Here is a 16,802-nt window from a genome sequence, read left to right as displayed (position 1 = left end):
GTTAGGTCCCTCGCTCCGCACGGTTCCGGAGCAGTATCGCCGTTCCGTTCATGCCGACGAGGATGATCAGAAGCGTGATCACGCCGGCCGCGACGACGCCGTACCGGAACTCGGCCTGTGGGAAACCGGCCCACGCGTAGATCTGCATCGGCATGGCGCTGAATCGGCTGAAGAGGCTGTCCGGCGCACTGAACACGGTCGTCGCCGCACCGATCATGATGAGCGGCGCGGTCTCGCCTATCGCCCGCCCGAGCGCGAGGATCGTCCCGGTCAGGATACCGGGCAACGCCTCCGGCAGGACGACGTTCTTGGTCGTCTGCCAGCGCGTCGCGCCCATCGCGTCCGATCCCCGCCGGAGGTCGTCCGGGACCGACCGGATCGCCTCCTGCGCGGAGATGATCGTGATCGGGAGGATGAGGAGCGACAGCGTCAGCGACGCGGTCACGGCCGTCCCGTACCCGAGCCCGAGGAGATTGGCGAACAGCCCCAGCCCGAGCAGTCCGTAGACGACCGACGGGATGGCGGCGAGGTTCGCGATGTTGACCTGCAGCAGCCGCGTCAGCGACCCGACGAGGCCGCTCCCGGCCGTGTACTCCTCCAGGAAGATCGAGGTGCCGACGCCGAGGACGAACGACAGCACCGCGACGAGCGCGATGATGATCACGGAGCCGACGATCGCCGGATACAGCCCCGCTTCGAGGGCAGTCCGCGACGGTGACTCGGTGACGAACCCGACGTCGAGCCACGGGTCCGGCGCGGGAACGCCCAACGTTTCGACGACGAGCGCCCCCGCGAGCGCGCCACCGACCAGAAGCGCCGGCAGCGCCATTCCGACGAGCCCCTCGCCGGCGTCGACCACGCGGTGAACGTAGACGGCGGTCGGCACGCCGGTCACGACGAGCACGATCAGCGCGGTGGAACCGGGGATTCCGACGCTTCTGGCGAGGAATCCACCGGCGGTCGCGACGGCAAGCGGAACGCCGCCGGCCGCGGCCGCCGCGGTCCGACTTCCGCGATCGTCGACGACGAGCGCGCCGACGGTCGCGATCGGGACCGCGAGCGTCCAGAGGTAGATGATGAGATCCGACGGGTACGTCCGAACCACCTCCCGGAGGATCACCGCGACGACGGTGCCAGCGAGCCAGACGGGTATCGCGGCTGTCGTCGCTCGGTCCGCCGAGCGCCAGCGGCCGTACGCGTACAGCGCCGCGGCCGGGAGAACGCCGAGCGTGTACGCGAGGAACCACACCAGCTCGTCGAACACCAAGAACAGGGTCCCGACGGCGAGCCCGATCGCGATCCCGCCGATGAGTCGACCCAACAGTCCGAAACCGACGGTACCGGCGCGCCCGCGGCTCCCGACGTACGCGAGGTACGCCGTGACTGGCGTGGCGACGACGAAGAGATACGCGAGCTGCCAGGAGAGCCGCGGGATCTCCGCGACCAACGCTTCGACGGCGGTGAAAAGCACCGCGACGACGACGAGGCCGCCGCCGAGCACGCCGAGCGCCCGTCGGGTCACCGCTCGGTCGTCCGCGCTGTACAGACAGAATGCGAGGAACGGGACGACGAGCGTGAGGAAGTACGTCAACAGCCACTCCGGACTGGCGTTCGCCAGATCAAAGGCGTCGATCGCGACGTACACCAAGAGCACGCCGAGCGCGACGAGACCGGCGACGCTCGCACCGAGCGAGAGGTATTCGAAGACGACCCCTCGGATCCGGCTCACTTCACCGAACCCGTCCGCGTTCGCGTTGTCCGTCGCCATCAGTACTCCTCCCGGTAACGTTCCGCGATGATATCACTGAACACGTTCATTACGAGCGTCACCACGAACAGCGTGAGTCCGAGCGCGAACATCGAGTCGTACGGGATCGTCCCGCCGGTGAGGTCGCTCTGGGCGATCTGCACCATCGCGACGGTGATCGTCATCCCCGACTCCAGGAGGACGTCCGCGGGATTGATGTACGGGATCCCGAGGGCCGCCTCTCGAACCGCCGGCATCCGGGCCTGCGCGCCCATCGCGACGACGACGATCATCGTCTCGCCGATCGCGCGCGAGACGGCGAGGATGTACGAGGAGGCGATCCCGGAGATCGACGCGGGGACGACGATCCCCGTCGACACCTCGAACTTGGTCGCGCCGAGCCCGTACCCGGCCTGTCGAAGCTCGTCGGGAACGGCGCTCATCGCGTCTTCGGAGATCGACGACACCATCGGGATGGTCATGATCCCGACCATGATCGACGCCGACAGCGCGTTGAAAGTGCTCATCTCCGGGAACAGCGTCGCCTTCAGCGCCGGCGTGATGTACACCAGCGCGAAGTACCCGTACACGACCGTCGGGATACCGGCGAGGATCTCCAAGAGCGGCTTGAGTATCGAGCGCGCGTTCGGCGTCGCGTACTCGCTGAGGTAGATCGCCGTCAGCGTCCCCACGGGGAGCGCGATGCACGCCGCCGTGATGGTCACGGTGAGCGTCCCAATCAGAAGCGGGATGATTCCGAAGGCCTGCCCGCCGCCGGCCGGATTCGGGCTCCAGTTGATGCCGGTCAGGAACTCGGCGATCGCTATCTCTCGGAAGAACACCGCCGCGTCCGACAGCAGCGTCACGAAGATCGCGACCGTCGTGAGCAGGGTGACTGCCGCGCACGCGGCGAACAGTCCGCCGTAGGTCCCTTCCTTCAATCGTCTGAGCCCGCTCCGTCGCTGGAGATCGGGACTCTCGGTACTATCTGTCACAACCGATAAGGTATCGCACGCTGTCGTAAATCAATACACCGGTTCATCGCGCTGAGTCAGCCCTGCGCCTGTTCGATGGCGTCCTCGAGGATCTCCATTTGCTCTTCTTGTGTCTCCTCGGTCGCGGGGACGTATCCCACGTCACCGGCGACGAGGTCCTGGTTGGTCGTCTGCTCGACGAAGTACCGGGCGAACTCCGCGATGTGCTCCTCGCCGAGCGACTCGATCGAGGGGTAGGTGAACAGTGACCGCGAGAGCGGGCTGTACTCGCCGCTCGCTGCGGTTTCGAGGCTCGGCTCGACCGGACCGTTGCCGTCGTCGATACCGAGCGCCTTGAGCTGATCGGGGTTCTGGAAGTAGTACGCAAAGCCGAAGTAGCCGATCGCGTACTCGCTCCCCATGACACCCTGGGCGATGCTGTTGTCCTGCTCGGTCGCCTGGTAATCGCCGGTGTGGCCGCGCTCGCCCATGATGTTCTCGATGAAGTAGTCGTACGTTCCCGAGGTGTCGGCAGCGCCGAACCGATCGATCTCTTCGTTCGGGAACTCGTCGCGGACCTCGTCCCAGGTCTCGACGGCGTCGGCCTCCCAGATCGTCGCGAGCTCCTCGACGGTGAGCGAGTCGATCCAGTCCGCCTCGGGATTGACGACGACCGTGAGCGCGTCCGTCGCCGCTATCAGTTCGACGTACTCGACGCCGTTGTCGGCACAGAGCTGCTCTTCTTCCTCCTGGATCGGCCGACTGGCGTTGTTGAAATCGGTCTCGCCGACGCAGAAGTAGTTAGAGAAGCCGCCGCCCGACCCGGTGGAGCTGATGTCGGGGTCCACGTCGGGGTGCTGTTCGGCGAAGTCCTCCGCGATGGCGCTCATCAGCGGAAAGACGGTGCTCGACCCCGCGATGTTGATCGACCCGGACAGCGACCCGCCCCCGGAGCCGCCGTCGGAACCGTCTCCGGAGCCGCCGTCGGAGCCGTCTCCGCCGTCGGAACCGTCTCCGCCGTCGCCCGTGCTCTGCGTACATCCCGCGACCGCCAGCGCCCCCGCGCCGGCGAGTGTCGCGAGCGATTTCCGACGAGTGATCCCCTCGGTATCCGCGTCGTGGCTTGATGCCATCACCAGATTGTGGACGTTTGCCGGTTAAGTAGTATGCTATGAGCGGTACGGGTCCGGCGATATCCCTCGATTGTGACACGGATTCATGTTTGTTGTATATATCACTATATAGATTCGCTGACGATGCGCGAAGTGGGTGCGAGGCGACTGCGCTGGTCGGGACGAGACGACCGCGCGCGTCGGTGATCCGACCGGTCGCACCGACCGGGAGCGCGGGCGTATTTTTAAGACCCTCCGTGCGAAGACGGGGACGATGTCCCCCTCGACGAACGGGAACCGGAGCGCGCTCTCGCTCAGCCGCGAGGAGGCGTGGGTCGCTCACGCCGCCCTGCTTGACGCGGGCGCGGCCGCCGTCGACGCCGGCGACGACGCACCTCCCCAGTGCCGACCGATCCGGCGCATCGAGCGCGGCGGAGCGCTCGCGCCCCGCGGCGTCCGCCTCCTGCGCGACGCGCTGGTCGAGTACCTCGGCGACGCGCCCGTCCGCGACCGCGCGCCGGGGCGGTCGCTGCTCCGCCGGATCGACGACGCGGTCGGCACGCCCGACGCGAACGAGTCGGTCGATCCGGACGAGACCGTCAATCCGGACGAGACCGTCAATCCGGACGAGACCGTCGATCCGGACGAATCGGTCGATCCGGACGAATCGGTCCGCAGATACTGAGACGCACCTGCCCGCGTTCAACACGTTGAGCCTCCGCGTCCGCGATACGCCTCTCAGCCCTCCACACCCGCGTTAAGGCCGGGATTACGCCTCCACCGCCTCGATCAGTAGCTCCGCGACGTCGACGATCTCGACGTCGTCTTCGAACCCGCCGGTCTTCCGTCCGTCCTCGAACATCGTCGTACACATCGGGCAGGCGACGACGAACTTCTCGACCGCGTCGCCAGCGGCGGTGTCCTCGAGCGCCTCGCGGAGCCGCTCCTCGCTCGGCTTGATCTCCTCGTCGTGTTCGGTCCAGAGCCCGCCCCCGCCGCCGCCACAGCAGAACGAGTCCTCGCGGGAGCGCGGCATCTCGTGCAGGTCCGCGCCCGTCGAGCGAATCAGCTCGCGGGGCGCGTCGTACTCGTCGTTGTACCGGCCGAGGTGACACGGATCGTGGTAGGTCACGGTGTAATCGAGCTCGTCGCCCGAGAGGCCGAGCCGCCCGTCGCTCACCAGGTCCTCGACCACCTGCGTCCAGTGGAACACGTCGATCTCGCCGTCGGCGTTCCACGACTCCTCGCGGTCGAACGGCATCATCGGATCGTCGGCGAACTCGGCGAAGTCGACCTCGGGGTACTCGTGTTTGATGGTGTTATAGGAGTGCGGGTCGGTACAGACGATCGAGTCGAACTCGCAGTCGGCGAACGTCTCGACGTGGTGGCCGGCGAGTTCGAGATAGAGGAATTCCTCGCCGATCCGGCGGATGTCGTTGCCGTCGGTCTTCTCGTCGTCGAAGAGGATACCGAACTCGACGCCGGCCTCGTCGAACAGCCGGGCGAGCGCGCGGGCGACCTTTTTGTTCCGATCGTCGAAGCTCGGGTAGTCGCCGACGTACCAGAGGTACTCCACCTCTCTCTCGCGGGCGTCCGGGACGTCGACGTCGTCCAGTTCGTCGGCCCAGTCGCCGCGAGTCGCCTGCGACTCGCCGAAGGTGTTGCCCTTCTGCATGACATCCTGGAACACGCCCTGGAGGTTCGAGTCGACCGCCCCCTCGTCGACGAGCTGACGGTTCAGCTTCGTGAACGACGTGAGGTGTTCGATATCGACCGGACAGGCGTCCATGCAGGCCATACACGACATACAGGACTCCATCGATTCGCTGGCTATCACGCCGCCCTCGTCTGCGACGATGGGGACCGTGCCGCCGTCGTTGACGGCGGCGGAACCGGCCACGCCGCCGTCCGTCGCGACCGAACCGGATCTGTCCGTCCCGACCACCGGGTCGTCGCTCACGGACTCGCGGTACGCCTTCAGATCGAGGATTACGTCCCGCGGGTCCAGGTTCCGACCGACCGTATCGGCCGGACAGGCGTCGGTACACCGACCGCACTTCGTGCAGGCGTCGCCGTCCATGAGCTCCTTCCACGTGAAGTCGTCGAGGGACTCGGCGTTGGTGTGATCGAGGTCGGCGGGGACGTTGGGGAGCCGCGCACCGGCCTTCTCGTCGCGGGCGACGACGTTGGCGAACGAGGAGATCATGTGGAACGGCTTCGCGTACGGGATCCACGCGATAAAGGCGAACGCCAGAAGCGAGTGGCTCCACCAGACGACGCCGTAGATCGCCTCCGCGCCCGCGGGGGTCAGCCCGGCCCACCGGAACACGGCCGCCATCGCCATGCCGACGAAGCTCACCGTCTCCGTCGCCCGCGCGGGCTGCCCGACGATGCCGAGCGCCTGCACGACGAACCCGCCCACGCCGAGCGCGAAGAGGGTCCAGACGAACGCGTCATCCTCCAGCGAGGTGTGTTTCCCCCACAGCCGCCCATCGCGCTCGCGGTAGCGGCGGTACGCCGCCATGCCGACGCCGACGACGAACAGCAGGCCGAACGCGTCGACGGTGAACTGGTAGGCCAGGTAGAAGTCGCCCACCCAGAACGACTCGCCGGCGAGCGGGCGGTACACGTCGATGTCGAACCCGAGGATCGTCGTCGCGACCAACAGGACGAGGAAGCCCCACAGCACGAACGTGTGCATCACGCCGGCGTACAGATCCCGGTCAAACTGGTTCTCGTTCGTGAGCACGGTTCGCGTCGCCGCGACGGTGCGCGTCGGGAGGCTCGACAGACGGTCGCGCGGGTCCTCGCTCCCGCGAGCGTACGCCGCGAACCGGGCGTACACCCCGTACAGGAACACGAGGATCGCGACGGCGGCGAGCCAGTAGAACGCGGCCTTCCCGACCGGGCCGATCGTCCAGAACGTCTCCCGGGTGGCCGCCTGCAGCGGAATCATGATAGATACGCGGGATACGTCCCGGTTAAAGCTTGTCACAACGAGGAGCGCGCAGCGGGCGGTTTCTACTCGCGACCGACGAGCCGACTACGGGCCGCCGATCGCCGCCGCCAACAGCCCGCCGGCGACCGCGAGCGCGACCGCGTCGGCGCGCCTGAGTTCGAGTCGAGGCAGCGTCGGATTCCACGCGAAACACCGGGCGGAGAGCGCGATCCCCAGCCGGTCGGCTCGCGCGAACGCCCGGTTGAGTCCGGCGGCCGCGACGATCCGCATCCGCTCGCGGACCGGGAGCGCGCCGCCGCCGCGAGCGCGGACCGCCTCGCGAGCCGTCACCAGGTCCCGCTTCAACAGCGGGAGGAACCGAAACACGAGCGCGACCCCGGTTCCGAGAAAGTGCCCGGGTCGCCCCGGCACGGTGTGCTGGATCGCCGCTCGCGACTCCCGGACGGGCGTCGAGCGAACGTAGCCGGCCGCGACGACGAGGATCAGCGCGACCCGGTAGCTCGCGAGCGCGGTGTCGCCGGCGGGGCCGACTCGGAACCACGGCGTCCCGAGCGTCGCGCCGGCGACGAGGGGGGCGACGGCGAGTACCGGGAGCGCGAACCGGTACGTCCACAGGTCACGGGGGCCGCCGCCGGTGAGGCGCAACCACCCGACAGCGACGAGCGTGAGCGCGGCCAGCCCGCTCGGACTCGTGTACGCGTACGCGGCCGCCGCGAACGCGATCTGCACGAAGAGCTTCGAGCGCGGATCGAGCCGGTGGGCGAGCGACTCGGAGTGAACGTACGCGAGGGTCACGGGTCGGCTCCGAGATCCCCTGCGGTCCCGCCTTCGACTCCGAGATCCTCTGCGCTCCCGCCCTCGGCTCCGAAATTCCCTGCGCTGCCTCCCTCGAGCGAGTCTGGCGCGCGCACGTCGAGCCCCGGCAGCTCCGCGACCGCCTCCTCCGGGGGCGCGTCGACGGCGACGCGTCCCGCAGACAATCCCACCACTCGATCCGCGAGACCGAGCACGTCTCGGAGGTCGTGTGTGACGACGATCGCGCTCGTTCCGGCGTCCCGGAGGTCCCGGAGGCGGTCGAGGACGGAACGACGGGCCGGTTCGTCGAGCCCGGTGAACGGCTCGTCGAGGACGAGGTGATCGGGGTCCATCGCGAGCGCGCCCGCGATCGCGACCCGCTCGCGCTCGCCGCCCGACAGCGATTGGATCCGGTCGGCCCCGCGATCGGCCATGTTCACGGCCGCGAGCGCGTCGGCGACCCGCCGGTCGATCTCCTCGTGAGGGAGTCCGAGGTTCTCCGGTCCGAAGGCGACGTCAGCCCCGACGGTGGCCGCGACGAGCTGGTCGCGCGGGTCCTGGAACACCATCCCGACCGCGGTTCGGGCGGCGACGAGATCCGCACCCACGGGCGTCCCGTTGACGGCAACCGTCCCCTCGTCGGGCGTCACGAGCCCGTTGAACGTCCGGACGAGCGTTGTCTTGCCCGAGCCGTTCGCGCCGGCGACGACGAGGAACTCGCCGTCGGGGACCGACAGGGTCACGTTGTCCACGGCGACGACGTCGCCGTCGGCAGCCCTTCCGGGGGCCTCGAACCGACACGTGACGCCCTCGACGTCGATCACGGTCTCACCTCGGAGCCGATCACGGGCTGGGTCACGCGGCCGCGACCGCGTCCGATCTGACGATTCCGACGGCGGCGGCGATCTTCAGCGCCTCGGCCGGGAGGAACGCGGCGGCCCCCACCGTGACCGCCTCGACGGGGCCGAGCGACAGCACGAGCGCGAGCCCGGCGACGCCGAGTGCGTAGATGACGACGGTACCGAGGATCATCGCGCCCGCGAGCGTCGGGACGCCGACGGTATCGAGGTCGCGGAGGGTCGCGCCGCGGTGGACGACCGCGCCGACGACCGCCGCGGCCAGCGGGTACGACCAGAGGTAGCCCGCCGACTGGCCGACCAGCTGGCCGACGCCGGCGGAGCCGCCCTGGAACACGGGCGCGCCGAGCGCCCCGGCAGCGAGGTACAGGACGAGCGACGCAGGACCCCACACCGGACCGAGGTAGATCCCGGCGAGGAATACCCCGAGGACCTGCAGAGTCACGGAGACGGGCGAAACGGGGTTCGGGAACGTCACGTACGCGAACGCGCCGACGAGCGCGGCGAACAGCGCCGCGCGCGCGAGGTTCGTCGCGGCCTCGTCGCCGACCAGATCGACGGATTCCGTGTTCGTTGCCATGTCCACGACACGCTCGTAAACCGACTTGAATATACTGGTTTACAAAAGGGCGCTCCTTCGAATCTGGAGGCCGATCCGCCGCCTCCGCTCCCGCGAGGCAGTCGAAATCGGGTGCAGGGCAGCGAAACCGGACGCAGGGCAGCGAAACCGGACGCAGGGCAGCGAAACCGGACGCGGGGCTTTTCTACCGGGAGCGCGTATCTCCGCGTCCATGGACGAGAAGACCTCGGATCTCCGCGACATCTTCGTCGACGCCACCGGGTCAGACACCGTCACCGAGCGGCAGTCGGAGTCCCGCGGGACGCTCACCGGTCGCGACGAGGCGGCGGTCGACGATCGCGTCCGCGAGCTGATCGCGACGATGCGCGACCGATACGGCTTCTCGACCGGCCTCGACGACGGGGCCTACGCGCGAATCGCTCGCGGTCGATTCGAGTTCGACGACGATGAGGCGCTCTCCGCCGCGCTCGCCGCCGATGACTCGCTCGCTCTCGACGTCGACTCTGACGCTCTCGACGCCGATGACTCGCTCGCTCTCGACGTCGCCCCCGCGACCGTCCGCGACGCCCGGCTCGACCTCCACCTCGTTCGCGAGACTGACCGCGAGGTCGACGACGCGGCCTTCGAGTACGCGGACCTGAAGGCGTTGACAGCCGAGGGGAACTCGATCGTGGAGTGCGCGGACGAGCTCGACGCCGACCCCGACACCGTCGCTAAGTATGCGCGGGTCGCTCGCGTCGATCTGACGTCGACGCGCGCGAACGACCGGTACCGCGACGAGTTCCGCGACCTCCTTACGGACGCCGAGATCGAGGGATCACACGCCGCCGCCGCTCGCGAGGACGGCCTGAAGGAGGCGACCGAGGATATCGAGACCGACGTTTCACTCTAGATCGAGACCATTTCACAGTCTAGAAACCGAAACCACTTCACAGAAACCGGTCCGGTGCGCAACGCTCCGTCGGCATCGCCGAGTGCGGCGGCCGATCGAACGGCGCTCGTCGTCGATCATATCTCGATCCGCATCCCGTCCGTCGCGCACTCGTGCTCGACCTCGTCGAGGTGATCGAGCATCGGGTTGCTCATGTGCGTCAGGACCACCCGATCGGCGTCGATCTCGTCCTCGTGTTCGAGGAGCGTGGTGTACGTCATGTGGTACGGGATGTCCGCGTCGAAGGCGTACGCTTCGCAAACGAACAGGTCTGCGCCCGCAGCGGCCTCGACGAGGTCGTCGGTCCACTCCGTGTCGCCGGAGTAGGCGATCGTCGCGTCGTCGACGTCGACGCGGAGCGCGTACGAGGGGGCACCGCTCGGATGGACGGCGGCGTACGGCCGCACGTCGATCGCGCCGACCCGGGTCGCGTCGCCGGTCTTGATCTCGACGAAGTCGACGTCGAACGCCTGGTCGACACTCGACAGCCCCGGGAACAGCACCTCCATCGCCTCCGTGACTCGCGTTTCGGTTCCGGGCGGCCCGACGACGGTGAGCGGTTCCGTGCGCTCCGACGCGAACTGCGCGTCTAGGACGAAAAACGGGATGCCGCCGAAGTGGTCGCCGTGGAGGTGGGTGAGGAGGATCGCTTCGATCTCATTCCGGTCGATGTCGTAGCGGTTCATCTCGGAGAGCGCGGACGCGCCGCAGTCGATGAGAAATCGCGTCGAACCGGTGTCGACGTGGATGCTCGTCTGCAGTCGTCCGCCGCTTCCGAGCGGGTCGCCGGTGCCGAGGAACCTGACCGTCGTCTCGTCCATGGCGTCGGGATGCGACCGAGACTCAAATAGGTATCCGCCCCGCGTCGCCCGCGTTTCGACCCGTTTATAATCGCCGGCGCGCGCCTCAACAGTATGACCGACGACGAGCGACGACGCGAGCTCATCGCCGCGCTCCGGGCGGCCGACGCCGTCAGGTTCGGCGAGTTCGAGCTCTCGCACGGCGGTACCAGCGATTACTACGTCGACAAGTACCTCTTCGAGACGGATCCGGACGCGCTCACCCTCGTCAGCGAGGCGTTCGCCGACCGGCTCGCGGGGACGGACGCGAAGCTCGCGGGCGTGGCGCTCGGCGCGGTCCCGCTCGTGGCCGTGACCGCGGCCGAGATGGGTCGCCCGTACGTCATCGCCCGCAAGCAGGCGAAGGAGTACGGCACGGGCAATCGCATCGAGGGCAGGCTCGACGAGGGGGAGGAGGTCGTCGTGTTGGAGGATATCGCCACGACCGGGCAGTCAGCCGTCGACGCTGTCGAGGCGCTTCGTGAGGCGGGCGCGACGGTGAACCGCGTGCTCGTCGTCGTCGACCGCGAGGAGGGCGCGTCCGAGCTACTCGCCGACCACGGTATCGAGCTCGAGTCGCTGCTCACGGCGACGGAGCTGCTGGCGGAGCGAGACGCAGAGTAGCGCACTCCTTTTTTAAGCTCGTTTGGCTTCGTTGAACTCACTCGCACGTCCACACGCGCCCGCGGTCGTGCAAGCAACGGTGGCGATTGATCTCGGGAGTGGGTATTGCAGTCCGCCGCTGGCGACGTGGTATTTAAGGAAGAGAGCCCGGTATCGATGTCTACTTATAAATGATCGAGCGGTTGGCGCGCCTCCGAGCGCCCACAGGGCGCGAGGAGCCCGCGAGGGACGCCGTGAGCGCCTTTATAAGGCGCGAAGCGGCGAGGTTGGGGAGGCGTGAGGTGCGGTTGCGGTGCTGTGCGGGGTGGGATTCAAAGGGGGCAGCCGCGAGGCGGACGCAGGCGACACAAGCACCGCAGCGAAGGAGCGAACGAAGTGAGCGACGGAGTGAGGAGCGCAGCGAGCGTGCGCCCGCCTCGCGGCTGGGGCTTTGGAAGTGGTCACCGCACCAGCAATGATTTATAAGCGAGCGGCGGGGGCTTTGAAGAGGTTCACCGCGCAGTCAACCTCTTATGAGCGATCGACGCCAGATACACAGCAGTTTACCGCGCCAGCAACGATATATGAACAGCCGACAGCAACACCACTCAGTCATTTATAAACGATCACCCCAACACAATGAGATCCCTACTCCCGTGTTCGATCAACAGATCGTCGTCGATGACTGATTAGTTCGGGTGAAGACGGAGCCGAAGAAGCTGAGATCGACGGAGGCGCGTATCTGGAGTCACACGAACCAGCTCCTCGCAGGTGAAGCAGGCGGATCGACCCAACCGACCTTTCCCGATCGAAACGCATAACAGCGGTACCGCTCAACGTCGAAGTGAGCCGAGGTAGCCTAGCCTGGCCAAGGCGGTAGATTCGAAATCTACTGTCCATTCGGACACCGGAGTTCAAATCTCCGCCTCGGCGCTTCTTTCGCGTCTCCGACCGAGAGCGCAGCCTTCGGTCGATCCCGCGCGTCGATCCGGCGCTCGGCGTCAACCTCAGGGGTGATGCGTCCGGCATCGTCACCCCTGTCGACACCGGTAGCGAAGATGGTCGGCGAGGAGGGAGACGACCATCGCGAACGCGTTCGCTTCGGAATCCGAGCCACTGGGAGCTGGAACAAGGGTCTTTAACAACCGTCCGCAGATTCGACCGTGAACGAGCACACGCTCTACGAACGGCTGGGCGGACGCGAGGCGATCGGCGCGGTCGTCGACGAGTTCTACGACCGGGTCCTAGACGACGACCGGGTCGCACACCACTTCGAGGACGTCGACATGACCGCACAGCGGGCGCACCAGACGCGATTCCTGAGCGCCGTCGCCGGCGGTCCCGTCGAGTACGACGGCGACGGTATGGACACCGCCCACGACGGGATGGGGATCACCGAATCGGAGTTCGGTGCGATCGCGACGCATCTCGACGGTGCGCTTGCCACGTTCGACGTCGACGGCGAAGACCGATCGGCGGTGATGGAGGCGGTCACTGAATACGAAGACGTGATCGTCGAAGTGCCGGCCAAGTAGCGGTGAGGCGGCCGCAAACGACATCGTCGCGGCCGGAATCTATCGCAGTTGATACCGTCGCGGCCGGAATCTATCGCAGTTGACGACGCTACGACTGACTGCCGAGCGACTCCTGCTCGGGTGCGGGACCCCCTCGGAGCCGCCGGCGACGCTTGTCGTAGGCCGCCTCGAGCTTCGCGTTCGTCGCCCGCGAGACGAGGTACAGGTCGGCGTCGCCGTCGTCACGGGGATGCGCGCTCGCGACCCAGACGTGGCCGTCGCCCGTCGAGAGGTCGTCCGCCCAGCGCTCGGCGGCCGCGCGACTCTCGAAGGCGTGCTCGGTGCCGTCCTCGAAGACGAGCCGGCCCACCTTCGCGTTGCGCTTCCTGGCGGAGGGTTTCACCGCAACGACGACGCTCACGGGTGACGTTGGATCGGCATCGCTTAAAAACCCCGTCAGACGGGGCCGCGCGGCGTCGGTCGCTCCGTGACGCGGACGTCCGAGCGCGGTCGACGCTGAAGAGACGGAACGCGGTCGACTCCGAACGAGACGCAGCTCAGTCGTCCGCAAACGAGACGGTTCCGGCCTCGGCGTCGCCCTCGGCGGCCGCAGAGAGCAGCCGATCGAGTCCGTCGACCATGGCGACGACGCTTGCGCGGGTGATATCCGCGTCGGTCGAGGAGACGCTCACGGACCTGTCGCCGCGCGAGAGGTCGACCTCGACGGTGACGACCGCGTCGGTCCCGCCCGTGATCGCGTCGACGTGGTAGGAGTCGAGCTCGAAGGAGACGCCGCCGACGCCGTCGCCCTCGGCCCCGCCGGTTGCCCCGCCCTCGCCACCGGATACCGCGCCGCCGTCGGATACCGAACCGTCCCCGCCGGAGAGCGCGGCCCGGACCGCTTCGAGCCCGGCGTCGACCGGGCCTGCGCCGGTCCCGGAGGCGACGCGCTCGGCGTCGCCGACGCGAAGGCGGACCGACGCGGTCGGAAGGTTGCCTCCGGAGGTGGCCGACAGGTCGAGGAGTTCGACGTGACGATCGCGCTCGCGGCCCTGTACGTCCTCCGTGATCGCGAGCAGGTCGGCGTCGGTGACGCGCTTCCCCCGGTCGCCGAGGTCCTTCACGCGGCTCACGACCTCGCTCAACTCGTCGTCGTCGACCGCGACGTCCTGCTCCGCGAGCGCGGCCTGCACGCCCGCTCGGCCGGCGTGCTTCCCGAGGACGAGCCGGCGCTCCCGGCCGACCGTCTCCGGCGGGTACGGCTCGTACATCGTCCCGTCTTTGAGGGTGCCGTCGGTGTGGATCCCCGACTCGTGGGCGAAGGCGTTTGCCCCGCAGACTGACTTGTTCGGCGGGAGCGCGACGCCGGTGACCTCGCTCGCGACCCGGCAGAGGCGGTAGAGCCGATCCAGCTCGACGGTGTCGACGCCGTACGAGCGGTCGAGCGCGATGGCGACCTCCTCGAGGGCGACGTTGCCGGCGCGCTCGCCGACGCCCATCACGGTGCCGTGAACGGTGTCGGCCCCGGCCTTCAGCCCGGCGTGGACGTTCGCCATCCCGAAGCCGAGATCGTCGTGGGTGTGGAGGCTCGTCGGACCGAGTTCGGCGAGCCGGGACACGACCTCTGCGGTGCGCTCCGGATCCGCCGCGCCGACGGTGTCGCAGTAGCAGATCCGGTCCGCGCCCGCGTCGAGTCCAGCGCCGAGCAGGCGTTCGAGGTAGTCGAGGTCGGCGCGGGAGCCGTCCTCGCCGAGCACCTCGACCCACAGTCCGTGGTCCGTGGCGTACTCGACGAGTTCCACGGTCGTCTCGATCACGTCGTCGCGGGTCGAATCGACCTTCGTCTCGACGTGCTTGTCTGAGGCCGGAACGACGAGGTTGATCCCGTCGACGTCGCAGTCGAGCGCGCGGTCGACGTCGGACCGGACGCCGCGGGCGAAGCTCGTCACGGTCGCGTCGAGTCCCTCGCTCGCGACCCGGCGGATTGCCTCGCGCTCGCCCGCCGAGGTGCACGCCGACCCGGCCTCGACGACGTGCACCCCGGCCGCGTCGAGTTCGCGGGCGACCTCGACCTTCTCCGCGGGTGCGAGCGAGACGCCGGGCATCTGTTCGCCGTCGCGCAGCGTGGTGTCTAAGAGCTGTACCTCGTCGAGTGTGGTGAGTGGTGTTCGGGTCAAAAGGGAGTCCGTCGGCTCGTCGGTGGATTCGGGGCCGGTACCGCCGCGGGGCGGTCGCGCCCCGGAGTCGTTATCGTCGGAGAATTTCGCGGCCAGCCGCCGCGAGGCGACTTCCTCTATCCTCCGAACGACCTCGATCGTCTCGTGTCATTCGTGTCCACGGCGAGGGGTCACACACACATAAGTCGTCGGATCGAGACAGGTATTGACTGCCGTGGCCACGCGTCCGTGCCGCGACGGTTCCACACCCGTCGAGTGGGCCGGATCGCCGCTACGTGGGCGGTACAGAAGCCGCCCGTAGACGACACGGTGGTCTCCGGGCTCCCGAACCGGCGAACTCTGCTCGGAGGGACGGAGTTAACTCCGTCCATGTGACTTGGTAACATGTGATTCCGTTCGTTCGATCGGTCGCCGCGCGTCCCCTTCTCCGGCGCGTGCTCCGTCCGGTGGGGACGTTCCTCGCCGTGGCGCTGACGGCGATCGCGGGATACGCAGCGCTCGGGGACGTCGGCGTCGTCGAAGCAGCGTTCTGGGTGGTCGACCCGACGAGTATCGACCTTCACTTCCGGGACCACGCCGGCCCTGAGCGGGCAACGAAGGGGTTCGCCGTGCTGGTGACGGTCGGGTTAGTGCTGTCGGGCGTGTGGATCGGCGAGACCGTCCTGACGACGGCGTTCGGCGGACGAATCCGCGACGAGGTGAAACGGATGCAAGATCGCAAAACTATCGAGACGCTCGAGGATCACGTCGTCGTCTGCGGCTACGGGATGTTCGGGCGCACAATCGCGGCACAGCTTTCGAACAACGGTCACGATGTGGTCGTGATCGAGACCGATGAGACGCAGGCGAACCGCGCGGACGATGACGGCCACCTCGTCGTTCTCGGCGACGCCCGCCACGAGGGGGTGCTCGCGGACGCCGGCATCGGACGCGCGGCGACGGTCGTCGCCGCCATCGACGACTCCAACGCCAACATCCAGATCGCCATCGTGGCCGAAGAGCTGTCCGAGGATCTGAATATCGTCGTGCGCGTCGGCGACGAGATGTACGAGTCGCTCGCGCGCCGGGCCGGGGCCGACACCGTCGTAATCCCCGAGATAACCAGCGGACAGAACGTGGCGAACTTCATCTGACCGCCCCGGGCTTGCTCGGTGATCCGGGCGATCGCCGCCGGAACGCTTTCCCGGTGGGCCGCAAACGGTCGAACGTGAAGCGAGTCGCGGTCGACGACGTCGACGTCGTCACGAACCCGATGGAGGTCCACGACGTGCGCAGGCCCGTCTCACGAGTACTCGGCACCGAGCACGTCGCGATGAACTACTTCGAGCTCGCGCCCGGCGACGCCTTCTCCGGGGGGCTCCACACGCACGGCGACCAGGAGGAGGTGTTCTACGTGCTCTCGGGAACCGCCACCTTCGAAGTCGGCCGGAAGCGCGAGCGCGTCGACGTCGGGGCGGGCGAGCTTATCCGGTTCGCGCCCGGGGAGTTCCAGTCCGGGTTCGTCTGCGAAGACGCCACCGAGGACGTCGCCGCGTGGGCGTTCGGCGCGCCCGGTGCCCGCCACGACTGGGACCAGATCGAATCGCTGATCGAGTGTCGGACCTGCGGCGAGGAGCACCCGCACGCGACGGAGCTGACCGACGAGGGACGGTTCCGATTCACCTGCACCGAGTGCGGCACCTCGTTCTCGCCGTAGGGTGTTCTCGCCGTGGGA

General features: G+C 67.9%; 15 protein-coding genes, 1 tRNA gene and 1 pseudogene. 7 read left to right on the top strand and 10 right to left on the bottom strand.

Annotated elements, in window-relative coordinates; translation table 11 throughout:
* Nucleotide 1: 1 nt before the first annotated feature.
* Genes pstA through ACFQEY_RS03230 form a run of 3 tightly spaced genes read right to left on the bottom strand, consistent with a single transcriptional unit; the run spans nt 2 to nt 3,854 of the window.
* Nucleotides 2–1,768 carry a phosphate ABC transporter permease PstA gene (gene pstA, locus ACFQEY_RS03240; RefSeq protein WP_379764731.1) on the bottom strand — a complete coding sequence of 589 codons (1,767 nt, stop codon included), beginning with the start codon at nt 1,766–1,768 and terminating at the stop codon, nt 2–4.
* Nucleotides 1,768–2,742: a phosphate ABC transporter permease subunit PstC gene (pstC, locus tag ACFQEY_RS03235; RefSeq protein WP_379764729.1), complete on the bottom strand. Its 975-nt coding sequence runs from the start codon at nt 2,740–2,742 to the stop codon at nt 1,768–1,770. The genes pstA and pstC overlap by 1 nt, the downstream gene beginning before the upstream one ends.
* A 56-nt stretch (nt 2,743–2,798) precedes the next feature.
* Nucleotides 2,799–3,854: a PstS family phosphate ABC transporter substrate-binding protein gene (locus ACFQEY_RS03230; RefSeq protein WP_379764727.1), complete on the bottom strand. Its 1,056-nt coding sequence runs from the start codon at nt 3,852–3,854 to the stop codon at nt 2,799–2,801.
* 253 nt (nt 3,855–4,107) lie between these two features.
* Between ACFQEY_RS03230 and ACFQEY_RS03225 the strand changes: the two are divergent.
* A pseudogene (locus ACFQEY_RS03225) lies at nt 4,108–4,392 on the top strand (DUF7853 family protein); the annotation flags it as partial.
* 210 nt (nt 4,393–4,602) lie between these two features.
* Here the strand turns inward: ACFQEY_RS03225 and ACFQEY_RS03220 are convergent.
* The 4 genes from ACFQEY_RS03220 to ACFQEY_RS03205 form a co-directional block, all read right to left on the bottom strand.
* Nucleotides 4,603–6,789, bottom strand: coding sequence for a heterodisulfide reductase-related iron-sulfur binding cluster (locus tag ACFQEY_RS03220; protein ID WP_379764725.1), 2,187 nt, complete (start codon nt 6,787–6,789; stop codon nt 4,603–4,605).
* An 87-nt stretch (nt 6,790–6,876) separates the two neighbouring features.
* Nucleotides 6,877–7,587 (bottom strand): energy-coupling factor transporter transmembrane component T family protein, encoded by a 711-nt coding sequence (locus ACFQEY_RS03215; RefSeq protein WP_379764723.1) that lies wholly within the window; start codon nt 7,585–7,587, stop codon nt 6,877–6,879.
* Complete coding sequence (locus tag ACFQEY_RS03210; RefSeq protein WP_379764721.1) at nt 7,584–8,411, bottom strand: energy-coupling factor ABC transporter ATP-binding protein; 828 nt, start codon at nt 8,409–8,411, stop codon at nt 7,584–7,586. The genes ACFQEY_RS03215 and ACFQEY_RS03210 overlap by 4 nt, the downstream gene beginning before the upstream one ends.
* Nucleotides 8,412–8,442: 31 nt before the next feature.
* Nucleotides 8,443–9,024 (bottom strand): biotin transporter BioY, encoded by a 582-nt coding sequence (locus ACFQEY_RS03205; protein ID WP_379764720.1) that lies wholly within the window; start codon nt 9,022–9,024, stop codon nt 8,443–8,445.
* 211 nt (nt 9,025–9,235) lie between these two features.
* On the opposite strand from ACFQEY_RS03205, the gene ACFQEY_RS03200 reads away from it, so the two are divergent.
* Entirely contained in the window at nt 9,236–9,916 is a 681-nt protein-coding gene (locus tag ACFQEY_RS03200; protein ID WP_379764718.1) for a hypothetical protein, read from the top strand.
* A gap of 116 nt (nt 9,917–10,032) precedes the next feature.
* Here ACFQEY_RS03200 and ACFQEY_RS03195 read toward each other — a convergent pair whose 3' ends face one another.
* Nucleotides 10,033–10,776 carry an MBL fold metallo-hydrolase gene (locus ACFQEY_RS03195; protein WP_379764716.1) on the bottom strand — a complete coding sequence of 248 codons (744 nt, stop codon included), beginning with the start codon at nt 10,774–10,776 and terminating at the stop codon, nt 10,033–10,035.
* Between the two features lie 93 nt (nt 10,777–10,869).
* On the opposite strand from ACFQEY_RS03195, the gene pyrE reads away from it, so the two are divergent.
* The 3 genes from pyrE to ACFQEY_RS03180 all read left to right on the top strand — a co-directional run bounded on the left by pyrE (nt 10,870) and on the right by ACFQEY_RS03180 (nt 12,932).
* Complete coding sequence (pyrE, locus tag ACFQEY_RS03190; protein WP_379764714.1) at nt 10,870–11,418, top strand: orotate phosphoribosyltransferase; 549 nt, start codon at nt 10,870–10,872, stop codon at nt 11,416–11,418.
* 827 nt (nt 11,419–12,245) lie between these two features.
* Nucleotides 12,246–12,330 (top strand) — tRNA-Ser (locus tag ACFQEY_RS03185).
* Nucleotides 12,331–12,560: 230 nt separating this feature from the next.
* Entirely contained in the window at nt 12,561–12,932 is a 372-nt protein-coding gene (locus ACFQEY_RS03180; RefSeq protein WP_379764712.1) for a group I truncated hemoglobin, read from the top strand.
* Nucleotides 12,933–13,020: 88 nt separating this feature from the next.
* Here ACFQEY_RS03180 and ACFQEY_RS03175 read toward each other — a convergent pair whose 3' ends face one another.
* Nucleotides 13,021–13,332: a DUF8081 domain-containing protein gene (locus ACFQEY_RS03175; RefSeq protein WP_379764710.1), complete on the bottom strand. Its 312-nt coding sequence runs from the start codon at nt 13,330–13,332 to the stop codon at nt 13,021–13,023.
* 136 nt (nt 13,333–13,468) lie between these two features.
* Nucleotides 13,469–15,088, bottom strand: coding sequence for an alpha-isopropylmalate synthase regulatory domain-containing protein (locus tag ACFQEY_RS03170; RefSeq protein ID WP_379764708.1), 1,620 nt, complete (start codon nt 15,086–15,088; stop codon nt 13,469–13,471).
* A 386-nt stretch (nt 15,089–15,474) separates the two neighbouring features.
* Between ACFQEY_RS03170 and ACFQEY_RS03165 the strand changes: the two genes are divergently transcribed.
* Both ACFQEY_RS03165 and ACFQEY_RS03160 read left to right on the top strand, forming a co-directional pair.
* A complete protein-coding gene (locus ACFQEY_RS03165; protein ID WP_379764706.1) occupies nt 15,475–16,221 on the top strand; it encodes a potassium channel family protein in 747 nt (248 codons plus the stop codon).
* A 74-nt stretch (nt 16,222–16,295) separates the two neighbouring features.
* A complete protein-coding gene (locus tag ACFQEY_RS03160) occupies nt 16,296–16,784 on the top strand; it encodes a cupin domain-containing protein (RefSeq protein WP_379764704.1) in 489 nt (162 codons plus the stop codon).
* Nucleotides 16,785–16,802: the final 18 nt, after the last annotated feature.

Origin of the sequence: Halorubrum trueperi, assembly GCF_042662525.1 — an archaeon.
GTDB classification, from domain to species: domain Archaea; phylum Halobacteriota; class Halobacteria; order Halobacteriales; family Haloferacaceae; genus Halorubrum; species Halorubrum trueperi.
Note: the sequence above shows the minus strand (reverse complement) of the source record. Positions and strands in the feature narration are given on the sequence as shown.